At 47.2% G+C, this 19040-nt stretch carries 22 protein-coding genes; 10 read left to right on the top strand and 12 right to left on the bottom strand.

Annotated elements, in window-relative coordinates; genetic code table 11:
* Positions 1–65: 65 nt before the first annotated feature.
* On the top strand, positions 66–479 hold the full coding sequence (locus AADZ70_RS12895; RefSeq protein WP_016937679.1) for a MarR family transcriptional regulator: 414 nt from the start codon (positions 66–68) through the stop codon (positions 477–479).
* 24 nt (positions 480–503) lie between these two features.
* On the top strand, positions 504–1700 hold the full coding sequence (locus AADZ70_RS12900) for an MFS transporter (RefSeq protein WP_045926376.1): 1197 nt from the start codon (positions 504–506) through the stop codon (positions 1698–1700).
* Positions 1701–1735: 35 nt separating this feature from the next.
* Here the strand turns inward: AADZ70_RS12900 and AADZ70_RS12905 are convergent, their stop codons facing one another.
* The 3 genes from AADZ70_RS12905 to AADZ70_RS12915 form a co-directional block, all read right to left on the bottom strand.
* The gene (locus AADZ70_RS12905; protein ID WP_342007148.1) at positions 1736–3190 is read right to left on the bottom strand and encodes an NCS1 family nucleobase:cation symporter-1; all 1455 of its coding nucleotides are present in this window, start codon (positions 3188–3190) and stop codon (positions 1736–1738) included.
* Between the two features lie 166 nt (positions 3191–3356).
* On the bottom strand, positions 3357–4721 hold the full coding sequence (locus tag AADZ70_RS12910) for an MFS transporter (protein ID WP_045926374.1): 1365 nt from the start codon (positions 4719–4721) through the stop codon (positions 3357–3359).
* Positions 4718–5284 carry an isochorismatase family protein gene (locus tag AADZ70_RS12915; RefSeq protein ID WP_045926373.1) on the bottom strand — a complete coding sequence of 189 codons (567 nt, stop codon included), beginning with the start codon at positions 5282–5284 and terminating at the stop codon, positions 4718–4720. Before AADZ70_RS12915 ends, AADZ70_RS12910 begins: the two co-directional genes overlap by 4 nt.
* A gap of 252 nt (positions 5285–5536) precedes the next feature.
* On the opposite strand from AADZ70_RS12915, the gene AADZ70_RS12920 reads away from it, so the two are divergent.
* Both AADZ70_RS12920 and AADZ70_RS12925 read left to right on the top strand, forming a co-directional pair.
* Positions 5537–6748: an ammonium transporter gene (locus AADZ70_RS12920; protein WP_016937674.1), complete on the top strand. Its 1212-nt coding sequence runs from the start codon at positions 5537–5539 to the stop codon at positions 6746–6748.
* 17 nt (positions 6749–6765) lie between these two features.
* Entirely contained in the window at positions 6766–7116 is a 351-nt protein-coding gene (locus tag AADZ70_RS12925; RefSeq protein WP_003151222.1) for a P-II family nitrogen regulator, read from the top strand.
* A 53-nt stretch (positions 7117–7169) separates the two neighbouring features.
* Here AADZ70_RS12925 and ftsW read toward each other — a convergent pair whose 3' ends face one another.
* Positions 7170–8324, bottom strand: coding sequence for a putative lipid II flippase FtsW (gene ftsW / locus AADZ70_RS12930; RefSeq protein ID WP_045926372.1), 1155 nt, complete (start codon positions 8322–8324; stop codon positions 7170–7172).
* A gap of 164 nt (positions 8325–8488) precedes the next feature.
* Here ftsW and AADZ70_RS12935 point away from each other — a divergent pair, with 164 nt between their 5' ends.
* Positions 8489–9064: an undecaprenyl-diphosphatase gene (locus AADZ70_RS12935; protein ID WP_047475852.1), complete on the top strand. Its 576-nt coding sequence runs from the start codon at positions 8489–8491 to the stop codon at positions 9062–9064.
* Positions 9065–9080: 16 nt separating this feature from the next.
* On the opposite strand, the gene AADZ70_RS12940 is transcribed toward AADZ70_RS12935, so the two are convergent.
* Entirely contained in the window at positions 9081–9503 is a 423-nt protein-coding gene (locus AADZ70_RS12940) for a VanZ family protein (RefSeq protein ID WP_342007149.1), read from the bottom strand.
* 91 nt (positions 9504–9594) lie between these two features.
* On the bottom strand, positions 9595–10464 hold the full coding sequence (locus tag AADZ70_RS12945; RefSeq protein ID WP_016937669.1) for a M23 family metallopeptidase: 870 nt from the start codon (positions 10462–10464) through the stop codon (positions 9595–9597).
* A gap of 137 nt (positions 10465–10601) precedes the next feature.
* Here AADZ70_RS12945 and AADZ70_RS12950 point away from each other — a divergent pair, with 137 nt between their 5' ends.
* Positions 10602–11093, top strand: coding sequence for a GNAT family N-acetyltransferase (locus AADZ70_RS12950; protein ID WP_095241277.1), 492 nt, complete (start codon positions 10602–10604; stop codon positions 11091–11093).
* Positions 11090–11542 carry a DUF5362 family protein gene (locus AADZ70_RS12955; RefSeq protein ID WP_342007150.1) on the top strand — a complete coding sequence of 151 codons (453 nt, stop codon included), beginning with the start codon at positions 11090–11092 and terminating at the stop codon, positions 11540–11542. The genes AADZ70_RS12950 and AADZ70_RS12955 overlap by 4 nt, the downstream gene beginning before the upstream one ends.
* A 31-nt stretch (positions 11543–11573) precedes the next feature.
* Here the strand turns inward: AADZ70_RS12955 and AADZ70_RS12960 are convergent, their stop codons facing one another.
* Positions 11574–12011 carry a DUF5392 family protein gene (locus tag AADZ70_RS12960; RefSeq protein ID WP_016937666.1) on the bottom strand — a complete coding sequence of 146 codons (438 nt, stop codon included), beginning with the start codon at positions 12009–12011 and terminating at the stop codon, positions 11574–11576.
* A 220-nt stretch (positions 12012–12231) separates the two neighbouring features.
* Here AADZ70_RS12960 and cls point away from each other — a divergent pair, with 220 nt between their 5' ends.
* The 3 genes from cls to xynA all read left to right on the top strand — a co-directional run bounded on the left by cls (position 12232) and on the right by xynA (position 15244).
* Positions 12232–13680 (top strand): cardiolipin synthase, encoded by a 1449-nt coding sequence (cls, locus tag AADZ70_RS12965; RefSeq protein WP_342007151.1) that lies wholly within the window; start codon positions 12232–12234, stop codon positions 13678–13680.
* 137 nt (positions 13681–13817) lie between these two features.
* Positions 13818–14204, top strand: coding sequence for a DUF5362 family protein (locus tag AADZ70_RS12970; RefSeq protein WP_045926366.1), 387 nt, complete (start codon positions 13818–13820; stop codon positions 14202–14204).
* A 398-nt stretch (positions 14205–14602) separates the two neighbouring features.
* Positions 14603–15244 (top strand): endo-1,4-beta-xylanase XynA, encoded by a 642-nt coding sequence (xynA, locus tag AADZ70_RS12975; protein ID WP_016937663.1) that lies wholly within the window; start codon positions 14603–14605, stop codon positions 15242–15244.
* Between the two features lie 286 nt (positions 15245–15530).
* On the opposite strand, the gene AADZ70_RS12980 is transcribed toward xynA, so the two are convergent.
* The 5 genes from AADZ70_RS12980 to AADZ70_RS13000 form a co-directional block, all read right to left on the bottom strand.
* Complete coding sequence (locus AADZ70_RS12980) at positions 15531–15935, bottom strand: Rrf2 family transcriptional regulator (RefSeq protein ID WP_016937662.1); 405 nt, start codon at positions 15933–15935, stop codon at positions 15531–15533.
* A gap of 140 nt (positions 15936–16075) precedes the next feature.
* Positions 16076–17785 (bottom strand): urease subunit alpha, encoded by a 1710-nt coding sequence (gene ureC / locus AADZ70_RS12985; protein ID WP_016937661.1) that lies wholly within the window; start codon positions 17783–17785, stop codon positions 16076–16078.
* Positions 17782–18156 carry an urease subunit beta gene (gene ureB, locus AADZ70_RS12990; RefSeq protein ID WP_016937660.1) on the bottom strand — a complete coding sequence of 125 codons (375 nt, stop codon included), beginning with the start codon at positions 18154–18156 and terminating at the stop codon, positions 17782–17784. Before ureB ends, ureC begins: the two co-directional genes overlap by 4 nt.
* Entirely contained in the window at positions 18153–18470 is a 318-nt protein-coding gene (gene ureA, locus AADZ70_RS12995; RefSeq protein WP_016937659.1) for an urease subunit gamma, read from the bottom strand. Before ureA ends, ureB begins: the two co-directional genes overlap by 4 nt.
* A gap of 351 nt (positions 18471–18821) precedes the next feature.
* Positions 18822–19010, bottom strand: coding sequence for a CsbD family protein (locus AADZ70_RS13000; protein ID WP_016937658.1), 189 nt, complete (start codon positions 19008–19010; stop codon positions 18822–18824).
* Between the last annotated feature and the right edge of the window lie 30 nt (positions 19011–19040).

A 19040-nucleotide genomic window follows, 5' to 3' on the forward strand; every position in this document is an offset into this window, starting at 1 on the left:
TCCTGCTGTAGAATGAAACAGCGCAATTAGTTACTTAGGTAAGTTTTTTGAAAAGGAGAACGGAAATGATCCCCGTCAACAGACGCCTCATTCATCAAATCAATCAATGCGCCCGCCTGATTACGAAGAAAGCCAATGAGCGGCTGGAACCATTCGGCCTGTACTCCTCTCAATGGTCAATCCTATATTGCTTGAAAACGATCGGACCGATGACCCAAAAAGAAATCTGGTCCTATCTGAATGTGGAGGCGCCGACCGTTACCAGAACGATCAAACGCCTTGAAGAAAACGGCTGGATTCAGCGGGAACAGGGAGAAGACAAGCGGGAAAAGCTCGTCGTCTTGACGAAGGAAGCTGAATTGAAATACGACTGCATCAATCAAGAGATGCTGAAGTTCGAGGAAGACATGCTTGCGGATTTCCAAGATGGAGATAAGGAAGCTTTTTCTGAGTTTCTGAATGTGTTTTTAACGAAATAAAAAAGAAAGGGAAGTGCTGTACTTTTGAGTAAATCTGACTCGATCTGGACCAAAGATTTTATTATGGTCGTACTCGTGAATTTATTTGTCTTTGTGTTCTTTTATACATTTTTGGCCGTGCTGCCTATTTATATGATTCAGGAGCTTGGCGGCAGTGAATCGCAAGGAGGGCTTTTGATCAGCCTGTTCCTGTTATCTGCTATTATTACCCGTCCTTTTTCAGGGTCGATTATTGAACGGTTCGGCAAGAAAAGAATGACGATTGTATCTCTGGCGCTGTTCGCTCTGTCTTCTTATCTGTATTTGCCGATACACAATTTCTATCTGCTGCTAGGACTGCGTTTCTTCCAAGGTATCTGGTTCAGCATTTTAACGACGGTCACGGGTGCAATTGCCGCTGACCTTATTCCCGCCAAGCGGCGCGGCGAGGGACTCGGTTATTTCGCGATGTCTATGAACCTTGCCATGGCGATCGGTCCGTTTCTCGGGCTGAGCCTTGTGAAAGTCATTTCATTCCCGGTTTTCTTTACGATTTTCGCCGTGTTTGTTTCTTTAGGCTTGTTAATTGCTTTCATGATTCGCGTGCCGGATCAAAACAACAGCGGAACGACTGTCTTCCGTTTTTCTTTCTCCGACATGTTTGAAAAAGGCGCGCTTAAAATCGCGATTGTCGGGTTGTCCATTTCTTTCTGTTATTCAAGTGTGACTTCATATTTATCTGTTTATGCAAAGACGATCCATCTGTTGGATGTCAGCGGCTATTTCTTCGTCTGTTTCGCCGTGACGATGATGGCAGCCCGTCCTTTCACAGGAAAGCTGTTTGACAAAATCGGGCCGGGAATCGTCATCTATCCGTCGATTATCGTGTTTTCCGCAGGGCTTTGCATGCTGGCGATGACAAACAGCGCCCTCATGCTTCTCTTATCCGGCGCCGTCATCGGTCTCGGCTACGGCTCTATCGTACCGTGTATGCAGACTTTGGCGATTCAGAACTCGCCCGGACACCGTTCAGGCTTCGCAACGGCTACCTTCTTCACTTTCTTTGACAGCGGGATTGCCGGCGGGTCCTATGTATTCGGCCTCTTCGTCGCTTCGGCCGGATTCCATTCGATTTATCTGGCAGCGGGGCTGTTCGTCCTGATTGCTTTACTTCTGTATGGCTGGAGCCAGAAAAAAAGAACGCCGCTTGAAGCGGACGGAAACGTTTCAATCGCAGACTGATATGACAAAAAGCCGGGGGCAGCCCCCGGCTTTTTTTATTCTGCCGCTCTTTCCCGCACCATTTGTCCCGCCGCTTTCGCATAAGGCGGATGGAAATACATAAGCACCGTATAACCGAGACATGACACAATCACACCCGCGAACCAGGAAATATCGTAGATGCCGGCGAACGCCGGGACGTACATCCCGATTAAGGAAATAAACGCGCCGAGAAAGGTCGCGGCAAAAGCCCGGTAATTATAGCCTTTGTAATAAGTGTACTGTCCGTTTTCCGAATAAAGGTCTTCAACTGAAAGCTGTCTTTTTCTGATGAGAAAATAATCAGCCATCATCACCCCGGCTACCGGTCCGAGCATCCCGCCGATGAGTCCGAGAAACGCATATACATTCGTGGCGCTCTCCATCAGCTTCCACGGTATTGTGAACAGGGCCAGAACGGCGGTCAAATACCCTCCCCTTCTGAACGTAATATATTTAGGCAGGGCATTCGCCAAGTCATAGGCCGGTGACACGATGTTTGCCGCCACGTTGACCGAGACGGCGGCGATGCAGAGTGTGATGACCGAAAGAGCGATAACGAAAGGATTATCAAACCGGGCCAAAATCTCCACCACATCCCAAATTGGTTTCCCGAATGCAACCTGTGATCCGGATGTCACTGTAATGCTTGCAAACGCAAACAGGGCAAACGTTCCCGGCAGGCCGTAAAACTGGCCGCGAATCTGTTCTTTTTGCGACGCGGCGAACCGGGTGAAGTCAGGAATATTCAGAATCAATGTCGCCCATATTCCGATAATGCCCGTTACTCCCGCCGCAAACGGCCAAAACGTTTCAGAAAAGGTATGAAATTTTCCCGGCTGCGAGTAAATCGGGCCGAGCCCGCCGGCAATATCTATCGCCCACCAGACCATGCCGCCGAATACGAGATAAACAAGCGGACCCGCCCACACTTCAAATTTTTTGATCGATTCCATGCCGTGCCTCAGCACAAGCAGATGAATGCCCCAAAAGAAAATAAACGACAGAAAGCCCGACAGATGAAGCCCGAATATATTCCAATCTCCGCCGAGGCTTCCCCAGCCCGGCCATATGTTCAGCAGCAGAATGTTTAAAGCCGTGCTTCCGGCAAATGTTTGAATTCCGAGCCACATAATGGCCGTAAACGCCCGGAGAAGCGCCGGAATGTTTGCGCCGTATATTCCGTAAGAAGCCCTGATGATGACCGGAAAGGGAAGCCCGTATTTCGTTCCGGCATGTCCGTTTAAGGCGAGAGCGGCGAATAAAATGAGTGATGCTGTCACGATAATGGCGAGCACCTGCCAAGGAGAAAGGCCGATCGCAATGAGCCCGCCTACAGTCGCATAGGTCGGGATGTTATGAATGCAGCCCATCCAGATAGATGCAAAATTCACCGCTTTCCACGTCCGTTCTCCTTCTTCTAAAGGCAGTAAATCTTTGTTGCTGAGCCGATCATTCGTTGGTTTTTTCATCTTCACCCTCCTGTATGTACGGTTTCCTCACATATCATGTTAAAGAATATAACTGAAAATTCCGTAAATAACATTGGGCGCTATCGACAATTTTCGTTTTGATTTTTGAGCACATTGTACATAAAAAAAAGAGACGGTGAGTACCCGTCTCTTTTTGATGCGGCTGTTAAGAGGCCTTTTTGAGAAGAACCGAAAACCGGAACGCCATCAAAAGGCTTACGGCGCCGACAATGATAAGAATCGTGCCGAGCATATGAAAATGGCCGGCGGTTATTTCTTTTCCGAAAAGAATGCCCAAAATGACGGAAGATAAAATCGAACCGAGATACCGGCAGGTCTGAAACAGGCCGGACGTTGTTCCGACCATGTCGGCTGGACTTGTTTTCAGCATGGCCGCCTGAAACGTCACATTGCCGAAGCCGTAACCGACACCCAGCACGGACAGAATCAGCCCCTTTCCTATCATAGGCGCCTGAAGGAAAAAGAACGTTAACAGCACCGCCCCGATCGCAGTCAGGCAGGTTCCGGCAACAATCGGCTGAAGAACCCCTTTCTTATCTATCCATTTTCCGGTCAAAGGCGACACCAGAATGCTCATGCCTGACATAAACAGCATAATCATTCCGCTTGTCTGGACGGACAAATGCATTTCATCCTGAAAATAGCTCGGAAGTCCGAAAAAGATGCAGTAAAAGAATATATTCAGCAGAATAAATTGAATATACACCGACGATAGTTTCCGATGCGTTTTAAACAGCCTGACATCAATAAACGGCTTCTCCGTTTTCAGCTCGCGCCAGATAAACAGCCCGACAAACAAAAGCCCGAATACGCCTTCTGTATAGTGAGGCTTCGTACTGAAGGACAACAAAAATGACAAAAGCAGAATAATCGCCCCGGCAAACAGGAGTATCCCGATCGTATCAAGCTGGCGGAGCACGGCTTTCAAGCCGCCGATCTCGCGCTTTTCATCTTTCGGAAACATATACATCCCGAGAAAAAAGCTGAGAATGATAAACGGCAGATTGACGAAAAAGATCGCGGGCCACCCTCCCCAAACGATCAGAAAACCGCCGAGTGTCGGACCGAGCGCCGTCATAGCTGATGCAAAGATCGACAGGACGGCAAGCGCCGACGCCTGCTTCTCCTGTATATTCGAACGGATCAACCCGACGCCGGACGGATATATCGCGCTGCTTCCGATCGATTGAAACAGTCTCATCATTAACAACGTCATGAAAGTCGGCGCAAACGGCGCGCCGACGGCCGAGACGGCAACAAGCAGAAGCCCGATCAAAAACAGCTTCTTCCTGCCGAGCATATCACCGAGCTTTCCGGTAACAGGCTGCGCCACCGCACTGGCCAGATAAAAGGACGATATCAGCCAGGACACCGTTGTAAACGACAGGTGAAATTCATGCTGAATACTGTGAAGCGCAAGAGAAATCATCGACGAGTTCAATGGGTTCAGCATTGTCCCCGAAGCCACGGCCGTTAAAAACAGAACGCGGCTTTTTTTGGAGATTGTCATTTGGTCTCTTCGATGAACTCTTCCGTCGTCCGGCTTCTGCCGATTCTCGGGAAGATAAACTTGAGTGTCGCTTCGTGCTGTTCATCGCTGAACGTCGCCATCGCGTCAGTCACGAAAACTTGCTGATACCCGAGCTGAAAAGCTTCCCGCGCCGTGCTTTCCACACCGATGTTTGTCGCAATCCCGCATAATACAATCGTGTCGATTCCCCGTCTTCTGAGCTGAAGATCCAGATCCGTGCCGAAAAACGCGCCCCACTGCCGTTTTGTCACCGTATAATCATCTTCTTTCACTCCGATTTCAGGCACAAATTCAGCCCAATCCGCCGCCGGAGCCGAATGGCCCGCCGCCCCTTCATCCGTCAGCGGCTTCAGCGCATCAGCCCCGTCATGAAAATCAACGTTCACAAAGCTGATAAAACCGCCTTTTTCCCGAAACACATCAATTAATTTTTTCGCGTTTGGCACAACGGCCCCGCTTTTATCCATCGGCACAATGCCTTTTTGTAAATCAATAAGGACCAAAGCCGTTTTTTCAAATTGCAGATTCAATGATGTTGTCATATTCAATTCCTCCTGATGCAGTTAGTGTTTCTCACCCCGATTATTTTACTCTTTCCCGGACAGGATTTCTTCTTCCGTGCTCCGATGCTCTTTTTATGGATACAAAGTCACATGCCATTCATTTGAAAAGCGACATGATGAATGCAAAAAACCATGTCAGATAACCTTACACGAAAATGTTTTATCATTCTTTTTTCTCTATAATAATGAATTAATCACAATTACATTCTGAATGAGACGGAGGAATACAACATGCAGATGGGCGATACAGTATTTATGTTCTTTTGCGCTTTACTCGTGTGGCTGATGACCCCCGGGCTGGCTTTATTTTACGGCGGAATGGTAAAAAGCAAAAATGTGCTCAGCACGGCGATGCACAGTTTTTCTTCCATTGCCATCGTATCCGTCGTTTGGGTTTTGTACGGATATTCACTTGCTTTTGCTCCCGGCAATACATGGCTTGGCGGCATTGAATGGGCGGGGCTGAAGGGAATCGGTTTTGACCCCGGAAGCTACAGTGATACGATCCCGCATTCATTGTTCATGATGTTCCAAATGACATTTGCAGTCCTGACGACGGCGATTATTTCCGGAGCATTCGCTGAACGCATGAGATTCAGTGCTTTTCTTTTATTTTCCTTTTTGTGGGTTTCCCTCGTATATACACCTGTTGCGCACTGGGTATGGGGCGGCGGCTGGATCGGCCAAATGGGCGCCCTTGATTTCGCGGGCGGAAATGTTGTTCACATCTCTTCCGGAGTTGCCGGACTCGTTCTGGCGATTGTCCTCGGGAAACGCAAGGACGGCACGGCGGCTTCTCCTCACAACTTAATTTATACGTTCTTGGGCGGGGCGCTCATTTGGTTCGGTTGGTTCGGCTTCAATGTCGGCAGCGCCCTGACGCTTGACAGTATCGCGATGTTTGCTTTCATTAATACAAACACCGCAGCTGCGGCCGGAATTATCGGCTGGATTTTAATCGAATGGATGCTGAACAAGAAACCGACTATGCTGGGCGCTGTATCAGGCGCTATCGCCGGACTTGTCGCCATTACGCCGGCTGCCGGGTTCGTTACGCCGTTTTCTTCTATCGTGATCGGTTTTATCGGCGGGCTTGTCTGCTTTTGGGGTGTGTATTGGCTCAAAAAGACTTTCGGATACGATGATGCGCTTGACGCTTTCGGCCTGCACGGAATCGGCGGGACATGGGGCGGCATCGCGACCGGTTTATTCGCCACCACTTCCGTCAATGACGGCGGGGCAAACGGGCTGTTTTACGGCGATCCGGGACTGCTTTGGAAACAGATTGCGGCCATTGCGGCAACCTATGTATTTGTATTTATTGTCACTTTCGTTATCATTAAAATTGTAGGTCTGTTCATCCCCCTCCGCGCCAGTGAAGAAGAAGAATCACTCGGGCTTGATTTAACGATGCATGGGGAAAAAGCATATCAGGACTTATAAAGTGAGGAGTGACTTAGATGAGCGGTCAAATGTTCAAGGTAGAAATCGTTACGCGTCCGGCTAAGTTTGAAACATTGAAGCAGGAACTCGGTAAAATCGGAGTCACATCGCTGACTTTCTCCAACGTACACGGCTGCGGCCTTCAAAAAGCCCACACCGAACTGTACCGCGGAGTCAAAATTGAAAGCAATGTGTATGAACGGCTGAAAGTGGAAATCGTTGTCAGCAAGGTCCCCGTTGATCAAGTGGTGGAAACGGCGAAAAAAGTGCTGAAAACGGGAGAGCCCGGCGACGGCAAAATATTTGTCTATGAAATCGGAAACACGATTAATATCCGCACCGGAGAAGAAGGACCAGGAGCTTTATAAACATACAGAACGCCCGGAGACAGCATGTCCCGGGCGTTTTTTTTCGGGCTTCATTAAAAAGAAGAAGCCTTTTTTTCATGCGGGACAGGCCGCTTATGCCGTACGGTTTGTTTTTTTGAATATGTACTGATATTGACCAGTATGCCGCACAAAAACAGCGTCATAATCAATGAAGAACCGCCGTAGCTGATAAACGGAAGCGGCACACCCGTAACCGGGAGGAGTCCGCTCATCGCTCCCAAATTCAATACAACCTGAAACATCAATTGGAACGTAATTCCGATGGCGAGAAGCTTCCCGAACGGGTCATCAGCACGCATGGCTGTTTTTACGCCGAGAAGCATTAACGCGAAATATAATCCCAACACGATCAGAACACCGAATATCCCCAGTTCTTCGCTGATCACAGCCATAATGAAGTCAGTATGCGCCTCAGGCAGGTAATTCATTTTTTCTACACTGTTCCCAAGGCCTCTTCCGAAAAATCCGCCTCCGGAAATGGCGAAATAAGATTGAATCAGCTGATAGCCGTCCCCGTTCGCGTCACCAAACGGATTGGTAAAAGAAACAAGCCGCTTCACACGATAGGAAGCGGAAAATGCGAGATAAACGACTCCCGACACCGCCGTCGCGCCGAGCACGAGCAAATGGCGCTTTTTCAAGCCGGCACATAATAAAATTGACCCACACGCCGCCAGAATTAAGGAAGCCGTTCCTAAATCAGGCTCCGCCAATGTCAGCAGAAAAGCGGTTCCCAAAATGACTAAAGGCGGCAGAACCCCCTTCACAAATTGATGAATGTACGGCTGCTTTTTCGTGTAAATCGCAGCGAAATACAAAATCATCGCGATCTTCGCCAATTCAGACGGCTGTATGACAAGCGGCCCCGCTCCCAGCCATCTGCGGGAAAAATTCCGCTCCAGCCCGATTCCCGGTATCAATACGAGCAGCAGCAACACCAGCGATCCGACCACAAACAGCGGTACAAGCCGGGCATACCGCTTATACGGCAGACAGGCTGCAAATAAAAATAAGCATATTCCGATCAGCAAAGAGGTTCTTTGTTTATGGAAGAAATAGGATGGATCTCCGTATCGCTGAGACCCCATCACATCACTGGCGCTGTACACCATTAACAAACCGAATCCGCAAAGCAGCATGATGACAAACACAAGCGGCAGATCGGCGTTTTTCAAACGTTTCAGCAACGGACAAAACTCCTTCGGCTATTCTTTTCCCTCATACTTGACGCACAGTAATACAGTCACGTTTCATTCTGTTTACTTTTTTATAATTATTTTTAATACCAATTGTGTCTCATAGAAAAAAGCATTACACTGTTCATATAAAATAAAGATAAAAGGTGATATTTGTGAATTACGAACTGTTTAAAGCGATCAATGGTTTGTCGCACCATAGTGCCATTCTCGACTCTATCATGGTATTTATAACGGAATACGCCCTTTACGCCTACGCCCTTTTCCTGCTTGCCATGTGGCTGTTTGGAAACACAAAAGGCAGACAAAACGCTCTGTACGCAGGCTTTACCGGTATTGCAGCGCTTATCGTCAACTACATCATCACAAAAATCTATATCGAGCCGCGCCCCTTTGTCGATCATACGGTTCATACGCTGATCCCTCATGCCGCGGATGCTTCTTTTCCGAGTGACCATACGACAGGCGCTTTGGCCATTTCAATTGCGATTCTGTTCCGCAACAAAAAACTCGGCTGGCCGCTAGTAATTTTCGGCCTTTTGACCGGCTTCTCAAGAATTTGGGTCGGCCACCATTATCCGATTGATGTACTCGGAAGCATTATCGTTTCCCTCGTTGTCGGATTCCTGCTGTTCAGATTTTCAAATGTGCTTCGTCCGATTGTCGACCTGATCGTGCGAATCTACGAAAGCATCGTTCATAAAAACAAATCGACAAACCATCATATATAAAAAAAGCCGGCGTCTTTCACAGACTGCCGGTTTTTGTATGTTTGGCGGTATGTTTTTTCCTTTGTAAAACACAGAATACAGCAATGCCGAGACTGTCAATCAGCACATCACGGAGGCAGCCGTTTCTGCCGAAAAAGAGCTGGACGATTTCTGACAGGAAGGCGGCGGCCAATGCATAGAGCACCGCCCTCTTCATGCGTCTGCGCTCTCTGAAAAACAAACAGGTGAGCACAAAAAAGGAAAACGCGTGCCCGAGCTTTTGAATCGCCGCTTCAGGTACGGTGAGCTCCGCCATATCGAACACAAAGAAACCGGATGCATCCGGATGGGGCGTGAAACGGAAGGCCATCGTCTTCGTCACAATCATATCGTGAAAGCTTTCAGTCAAAGCAGAAATGAAAATAAAGACGAGCCATCCTGCCGCCAGACATTTATTCATTCAGCATCTCCCTCGTTTTCTATTAGTATAAAGGCATATGAGGCAAAATGAAAAGCGCCTATCAGAGCTGATAGGCGCTTAGGGATCACAGTTACTTGCCTGAATCTTTCATTGAACCGTCATCTTTACCATCTGTCTTGTCTTTTGTGCCGTCTTCTTTACCGCCGGGTTTTTCCTCGGTTTCTTGTTTAGGCGTCACATCTTTTTTCTCGGAAGACTGCTGAATGGACCCTTCCGTTTCTTCTGTTACAGCGTTTTTCTCTTCAGCTGCCGCTTTTTCAATAGATGTTACCGGTTTGTCCATAAAGTTCAGCGGATTCATTGCTACGCCGTCTTTGCGGATTTCAAAGTGTACGTGATTTCCGCTTTCTTCACTGTAAAGGTTTTTTCCTGATTTTCCGATAACCTGGTTCTGCTTCACTTTGTCGCCCTGATCAACGCTGACTTCAGATAGAGACTGATAGACAGTAGACAGGCCGTCTGAGTGTTCAATTTCAACCACATATCCCAGTACCGGATCTTTAGCAGCTTTCACAACCGTACCGCTCAGAGAAGCGGAAACGTCAAATGATTTTCCGTCTTTCTCAGCTAAGTCAATTCCTTTACTTAGGCTGTACGTGTTATTATAGTTAACAAGTGCTGCTTCTTTCTCTTTTTTTGCGGCATTCGTTTCATAAAACTTTTTCACAACAGAAACATTTTCAGAATGAGCAGCCGGCATTGCGACGTTTTCCATTGACTTTCCTACTTCGACGGCATCGTCTTTGCCGCTGTCATACGCGGAGTTTCCGCCGTTATTCGTCAGATTGTCCTTCACATCATTTGAAACGGATTGATACCAAAGGACAGCTGTTAAAATGACGGCCGCACTGACTAAGTAAATTGCAGGGAATATCCAGCGTTTGCGAAAGAATCGCTGAAGTTTTTTGACTTGAGAAGTTTTCTTTTCTTCCTCTCTCATTTGTTCATCACCTCAGCAACATTCTGAACACTTTTCTGAAAATATATACACATCATAAAAAAACTTTTTTGAAGTAGTATGTGCAGATTGCTCATAATTATGTAATGAAATGTGAAGGGAGATCCCGGAATATGAATTTGACCCTGCGCAAAGCCGTATTGGAAGATTTAGATGCGGTTGTGGCTATATACAACTCGACGATCGCCTCAAGGATGGTCACGGCTGATACGGAAGAAGTGACGCCCGAAGACCGGATGGATTGGTTTTTGCGGCACACGGACAGGCGCCCGCTGATGGTCGCGGAAGATGAAAACGGAAAAGTGGCGGCCTGGATCAGCTTCGAAACGTTTTACGGCCGTCCGGCCTATGACAAAACGGCGGAGATCAGTATTTATCTGCACCAGGATTGCCGGGGCAAAGGAGCGGGAAGCTTTCTGCTGAAAGAAGCCCTTGAGATGGCTCCGAAGATCGGCATCCGTAATCTGATGGCTTTTATCTTCGGCCATAATGTGCCGAGCATTAAGCTGTTTGAAAAATTCGGTTTTACCGAATGGGGCGTATTCCCGGGTATCGCCGAAATGGACGGAAAACGATATGACTTGAACATTTTAGGGAGAGAACTGTCATGATCAGCATCGATAAAGAAGAAAAAGACGGTAACCAGCCGCTCAATAAAAAAGCCCGTTCCCTTGCCGACATCGCCAAATGGGGAAAGATCACCGCCGTATTTCTGATCATCACGGGCTCTCTTTCCGCTCTGTCAGCCATTGTGACGCTGCTCGGAGCCATACCGGGTGTTTTGCTCATCATTTCCGGCGTCATGCTGATGCGCTCGGCAAAAGCCGCAGCCGCCCTTCAGGAAGAATCAGAAGAAAACGCGGAAGAAAATATGCTCGAACATTACGCATCCTTTATCAAAATGCAGTTTTTTTACGCGGTATCGAGTGTGGCATTGGGCATTATCGCTTTTATTTTATTCGTCATTTTCGCTGTCATCGGAATTGTGGCTTACCACAGCACTAATACGTATGACGCGCCTGATTCATATTACTATGAGAACGACCCTGTGTTTGAATGACAAAAAGAGCTGATCGCGCGTCAGCTCTTTTTTAATACAGCATCTCTTTTTTTCGATCTTCTTCTGTTAAGAATTCAATAAAGCTTTTCATCGCAGACGGCTCCTCCGCTACCAATCGGGTATAGGCGCTTTTCCGTTCCTCGGACAGAATATTGCTTTTTCTGATTCTGTTCAGCATATACAGGCGGATCGTTTTTTGCACCTGTTTCCGCTGGTAGCCGGCTTCTTTAAAAAACGCAAGACCCAGAGCCGCAAGGAGTGCAAAAATGCCGGCCGACACGAGAGCTCCTCTCCCGGAAGGAGCCTGAATCAAAAGCGATGCCAGATGAAACAGACTAAAAGCGGCGAGCGGGAAAGCGAGAAAACGGTAAATGATGCTTTTTTTCATCAGCGGTGCGATGGCGATTTGTATTTTCTGAATTTCTTTTTTTATGAATCCCGGCAATTGTTCCGCATGTTCCAGCTTCATACCCTCTCCCCTTTGCTGTCATTTTTGTCTTCTTTTTCATATATGCTTATTCTACCGCACCCGGAACTTTCTTTGAAAGAAAACTGCATCCATCTTTGATTCCGGCTCTTTATTCTTTTAAATTGTCAATGTTATAATTTGAAATGGGAATCAGATTGCTGCACTTGTCGGAATACTAATGGGCACAGTCTTGATAAATATGATATAGCGGGGTTGCAAAGTGAGCATTTCATTTATTTTATTCGGATTTTTTTTCGTTTTAAATATACTTTTGGCCGTCATCATGATTTTCAAAGAAAGACGCGACGCCAGCGCTTCATGGGCCTGGCTCTTGGTTCTTTTTTTTATTCCCATTTTAGGGTTTATTTTATACCTGTTATTCGGCCATAACCTGAGACGCAAGCACCTGTTTCAATGGGAAGACCGTAAAAAGATCGGGATTGAAAAGCTGCTGAAGTCTCAGCTGAAAGATCTGAAGTCGAGGCAATTCCAATTTAACAACAGGGCGACCGTGGATAATAAAGATCTCATCTATATGCTTGTCATGAACAACCACGCGGTTTTTACAGAGGATAATTCGGTTGAGATTTTAACGGACGGGCGCGATAAGTTCAAACGTTTAATGCAGGACATTTCAAACGCAAAAGATCACATTCACCTTCAATACTATATTTATAAAGGTGATGAGCTGGGAAAAAAATTGCGTGACGCCTTAGTAAAAAAAGCACGGGAAGGCGTAAAGGTCAGAGTGTTATATGATGAACTCGGTTCACGATCACTCAGAAAAAAATTCTTCAAACCGCTTCGGGACGCCGGCGGCCATGTGGAAGTATTCTTTCCTTCCAGGCTTCGGCCGATTAATTTGCGGCTCAATTATCGGAATCACCGCAAGCTCGTGATTATTGACGGCGAAACCGGCTATGTCGGCGGCTTTAACGTCGGAGATGAATATCTCGGCCTGAATCCGAAATTCGGCTATTGGCGGGATACGCACCTCAGGCTTCAAGGTACGGCGGTACATGCCATTCAGACACGGTTTATCCTCGATTGGAACCAAGCCTCCCATCACCATACGCTCACATACGTTCCGAATCATTTTCCGGAATGCGAGCCGAAGGGCGATGTCGGGATGCAGATTGTCACAAGCGGACCGGATTCAGAATGGGAACAAATTAAAAACGGCTATATTAAGATGATCTCAACGGCGAAACGGTCGATCCTGATTCAGACGCCTTACTTTATTCCTGACTCCAGTCTTCTAGACGCCCTCAGGATAGCCTGTCTGTCAGGCATCGACGTCAAAATCATGATCCCGAACAAACCGGATCACGCTTTCGTTTACTGGGCGACTTTATCTTACATAGGCGATCTTTTGAAAGCCGGGGCCTCGGTCTACATTTACGATAACGGCTTTATTCATGCGAAAACGATTGTCGTCGATGATGAGACGGCTTCTGTCGGTACCGCGAATATCGACGTCAGAAGCTTCAGGCTTAATTTTGAAGTCAACGCCTTTATTTATGACGTCACCATCGCGAAAAAGCTCATTTCCTCATTTAAAGAAGATCTGCTCGTCTCCAGAAAATATACGTATGAAGAATATCAGGAGCGTTCGCTGTGGATCCGCATTAAAGAATCGGTTTCAAGGCTTCTGTCGCCAATTTTGTAATTCCCGGGTGTCTCCCGGGAATTTTATCATATAGAAACGGATGCACAGCAGGAAAAAAACACATTTTATATTCAAAAGAATGACCGAATAGTGTATAAATGAAAAGTGAGTATTTTTTTGTAAAGGAGTGCCATGTTTTGAAACCTGAATCAGTGAACCGTTCGCTTATTTCTATTTCGAAATGGGGAAAAGCGACAGGTATTTTATTCATTATTATGGGCGCATTTGCGGCGCTGGGGGGTGCGTTTTTCTTCTTAATCGGAGCCATTCCCGGCGTTTTGCAGATTATTGCCGGCATTTTTCTGATGCGCTCGGCAAAAGAAGCGGGACAGATGGCGGAACAGTTCAATGAACTGACAGAGGAACATATGCTGGAGAATTACGCAAAATTCGTGAAAATGCAGGGGATCTACCTCATTGTAACGATCGGCCTGTCCGTTCTCGGCATCATTCTCTTCATTGTCCTCATGACGTTCGGCATTGTTGACGGTATGTTTGATAACATTGATGCAAATACATATTAAAAATCCCGGCGCGTGAGCCCGGGATTTTTTCTTATACGGCTTGCAGCTCCATTATTGCCTTTTGAAGAGGCTGGCCATTCCTCTGCAGGTATTGGCGATTAAATCCCCTCTTACATCGAATACAAAGTAAAACATGACAGATGACTCCGTCAGATTCAGAAACAAGAATTGTGATTCTGCGAAAAAAGAATAAGGCTATGGCGGAACAGGACCGCCCATAATGTATTTTTTAGGCCTTTGTAATTAAATTACAAATACTCATAATCTTCACTTATGCATTCGTGATATGATATTGAAGGGGCGATCAAAAGCTTTGGCGTTAGTCATTAAGAAGGTTTTAAATCTATACGGGTGCTGCCTCACGTCAAAGTCAGAAAAAATATTATAGGAGGTCACATATGTTTAAATTTAAAAAAAAGTTCTTAGTTGGATTAACGACAGCTTTAATGGGTATTAGCTTGTTTTCGTCAACTGCGTCTGCTGCCGGCACAGACTACTGGCAAAATTGGACTGATGGAGGCGGAATCGTAAACGCTGTCAATGGGTCTGGCGGGAATTACAGTGTCAATTGGTCCAATACCGGAAATTTCGTTGTTGGTAAAGGCTGGACGACAGGTTCCCCATTCAGGACCATAAACTATAATGCCGGAGTTTGGGCGCCGAATGGCAATGGATATTTGACTTTATATGGCTGGACGAGATCACCTCTCATCGAATATTATGTAGTGGATTCATGGGGTACTTACAGACCTACCGGAGCGTATAAAGGTACTGTAAAAAGTGATGGAGGTACATATGACATCTATACAACGACACGTTATAACGCACCTTCCATTGATGGCGATAACACTACTTTTACGCAGTACTGGAGTGTCCGTCAGACAAAGAGACCAACTGGAAGCAACGCTACAATCACTTTCAGCAATCATGTTAACGCATGGAAGAGTCATGGAATGAATCTGGGCAGTAATTGGTCTTACCAAGTCTTAGCGACAGAGGGATACCAAAGCAGCGGGAGTTCTAACGTAACAGTGTGGTAACAGATCATCTTTAATCAGGGGCAGCTAACGGGCTGCTGATCGTTCCTTGAGAAATTTTAAAATCAATATGATTGTGAGTGCTAAGAGGCGACGGTCTTTTAGTTGGACTCCAAATATGGAGCCAAAACCGCAGCCTCTTGATCTTTTACGTTTGATACATGTCTCCGATGGCTGTCATTTCATGCCTGCGTTCCTTCGCTTCTATCATAAAGGCTCTTCCCGCTTTTCCTCCTTATTATCTGTAACCATTTTCATTACACTTGTGACGGCATGAACCCATCTCTTTTTAACAAAAGAGATGATTCATTACATCATAAAGAGATTTGTTCGCCAGTTCATTCTCCATTGCCCGCTGTACGCTTCCGAACGTCTCATCAAGCGCGTGCTGAATATTTTTGCCGACCGGACAGTCCGGATTCGGATTGTCGTGAACCGCAAAAAGCTCTTCCTTATTTTGTACCGCCCTGTAAACCTCTAAGAGGGTAATCTCCGACGGATCTTTTTTCAGGCTGGCTCCCGCAACACCTGCCCGGGATGTCAGAAGACCTGCTTTTTTCAGCTGGCTGATCGTTCTCCGCACTACGACGGGATTGGTGTTTACGCTGTCCGCAATCATATCTGACGATGCCCGTTCATCCGTTGAGATCAGCGAAAGAATGTGAATGGCCACAGCAAGACGGCTGTTAATCATGTTTTTCACCACCGGTGTAACCACTATGGTTACATTTCATTTGTTTTTCAATTATTAATATACACTAAAATACGCGGCAGGATGAAATCAAGTTGACAATTGAGGTGTAAATAGGCCGGCGGAAACCGGCCGGAGAGGGATTAAAATAAGAAATAACGCTGTCCGAGCGGAACATAGCTGACAGGCTGGCATGCCAGTTCTTCACCGTCGGCGAACACCTGATAGGTTTTCGGATCGACTTGTATATTCGGCATCGCGTCATTCAGCTTCATGTCGAGCTTACTCAGCTTGCGGATATTCCGTACGGGGGAAATCATTTTTTCAAGCCCGAGCTTTTCCGGTACGCCGTTTGCGATACCGGCCTGGGACATAAATGTAATAGACGTATTGCGGTTTGCTTTCCCGTAGGATGCGTACATCTGGCGCATAAACACAGGCTCAGGCGTCGGAATGGAAGCATTCGGGTCTCCCATCTGGGCGCGGGCGATCATGCCCCCTTTGAGCACAAGTTCAGGTTTGACGCCGAAGAAAACCGGATCCCACAATACGAGGTCAGCGAGCTTTCCTTTTTCAACGGAACCGACTTCATGACTCAGGCCGTGAGTGACGGCAGGATTGATCGTGTATTTGGCGACATAGCGTTTGGCGCGCACATTATCATTGCCGCTTTCTCCTGAAAGAGCGCCCCGCTGCTTCTTCATTTTATCGGCAACCTGCCATGTCCGGATAATCACTTCTCCCACCCTGCCCATCGCCTGCGAGTCAGATGATGTCATGCTGATCGCGCCGATATCGTGCAGAATATCCTCCGCCGCGATGGTGGCCGCTCTGATGCGTGAATGACTGAACGCCACGTCTTCAGGGACTTTTGAATCTAAATGATGGCAGACCATCATCATATCAAGATGCTCGTCCATCGTGTTGACCGTATACGGAATCGTCGGCGTCGTAGAGGACGGCAGAATATTGGCGTAAGAAGCGAGTTTCATAATATCCGGTGCATGGCCTCCGCCGGCTCCCTCTATGTGATATGTATGGATAACCCGGTCGCCGATCGCATCAAGCGTATTTTCTAAAAAGCCCGCTTCATTAATCGTGTCTGTGTGGATTGCCACCTGAATATCCGCCTCATCCGCGACTTCCATGCATGCTTTAATGGCGCTTGGCGTTGATCCCCAATCTTCATGCAGCTTCAGGCCGATCGCGCCGGCTTCTGTCTGTTCAATGAGAGGCGCTTTATCAGAGGCATTCCCTTTCCCTAAAAAGCCGACATTGATCGGAAACTGCTCAGCCGCCTCCAGCATTCTCGCCATGTACCATGCGCCGGATGTACAGGTCGTCGCTTTACTTCCCGTCGCAGGGCCCGTTCCGCCGCCCAGAAGCGTGGTCACGCCTGAAGAAAGCGCGACTTCCATCTGCTGCGGGCAGATGAAGTGGATGTGCGTATCAACGCCGCCGGCCGTTACGATTTTTCCTTCGCCGGAAATGACTTCTGTTCCGGCGCCGATGACCATGTGCGGGTCCACCCCATCCATAATATCCGGGTTCCCGCTTTTCCCGACACCGACAATCCGGCCGTCCTTCACCCCGATATCCGCCTTGACGATCCCTGTGTAATCCAGAACGACGGCATTTGTAATGACCAGGTCAAGCGCCCCGTCTTTCCCGGTGATACGCCCGTTTTGCCCCATGCCGTCCCGGATTGTTTTTCCTCCGCCGAATATCATTTCTTCTCCGTAATTCGTGAAGTCTTTTTCGACTTCAATCCATAAATCCGTATCTCCGAGTCTGACTTTGTCTCCCGTTGTCGGTCCGAACAGTTCTGCGTATTGCTCACGTGACATTTTCATCGGATCGCTTCCTCCATCCATCCGGCTTTTTTAAGATTCGACAGAGTCTTTTCTTTTCCCCGCTCATCCATATACGTATCGGCCATGCCGTTCAGGCCTCTGACCGTTTTTCGTCCTCCGATTTCCACGAGTGTGACGGTTTTCTCTTCTCCCGGTTCAAAACGGACTGAGGTGCCTGACGGGATGTCAAGACGCATGCCGATTGCTTTCTCCCGATTGAAGGACAGGGCGCCGTTGGCTTCCGCAAAATGAAAATGCGACCCTACCTGCACTGACCGCGTTCCATGATTGGTGACTGATACCTCCAGCGTCTTTCGGCCTTCGTTAATGGTGATGGTCCCCTTTGCGACTTGAATGGCTCCCGGCTTCATGACTTCACCTCCGCTTTGATGGGCTGATGAACGGTGACAAGCTTGACCCCGTCCGGAAACGTCGCTTCCACCTGAATGCTGTCCAGCATTTCCGGAACGCCTTCCATAACGTCTTTTTCCGTCAATACGCTGCGGCCGGATTCCATCAGCTCAGCAACACTTTTTCCGTCTCTGGCGCCTTCCATCAGGTAACAGGTCAAATATGCGGCAGCTTCAGGATAATTCAGCAGAACGCCGCGCTCTTTCCGCTGTTTTGCGAGCTCTCCCGCTGTGAAAATAAGCAATTTTTCTTGTTCAACCGGTGTCAGTTTCATCTGTATTCCCCCTTAGTGATAGTCAAACGCAATCCACATGGTCATACCGAGACGATGCAGGCGGTTACCACCCCCTTCACCTCATGAAATGTTAAGTGATAAAAAGTATTCGACGGTGAACGGCCTGATTCCTTTTGCAGAAATTCCAGATTTCTTATTTTTTTAAAACAAACGTTTAATCAAATGTGAAGAGAGATCACATTCTTTGTGAATATTATAAAGAAATTATCGTAAAATTTATAGAATATTTAAAAAGTTAGTGAATATTAACCAAACGAACTGGAATTTTTGTCATTTCTCATAACAAAAAGCCCAAAATATTTTGGGCTTTTGCTTTGTTTCGATATCAAATTAATCGTCACTGAGTTTATCTTTCGTTTCGCCGACACCCTTTTGCAGGCTGCCTTTCGCTTTGTCCTTCTTCCCTTCCGCTTTTAAGTCGGACTTGTTTGCCATGTCACCTGCTTTGTCCTTCGCTTCCCCTTTCATTTTGTTCATGCCGCCTTTTACTTTGTCTTTTAACCCGTTATCTTGACTCATATCTCTTCAGCTCCTTTTTTGTTCTGTGTA

This window comes from Bacillus sp. YBsi01 (assembly GCF_038406745.1).
In the GTDB taxonomy this organism is placed as follows: Bacteria; Bacillota; Bacilli; order Bacillales; family Bacillaceae; genus Bacillus; species Bacillus siamensis.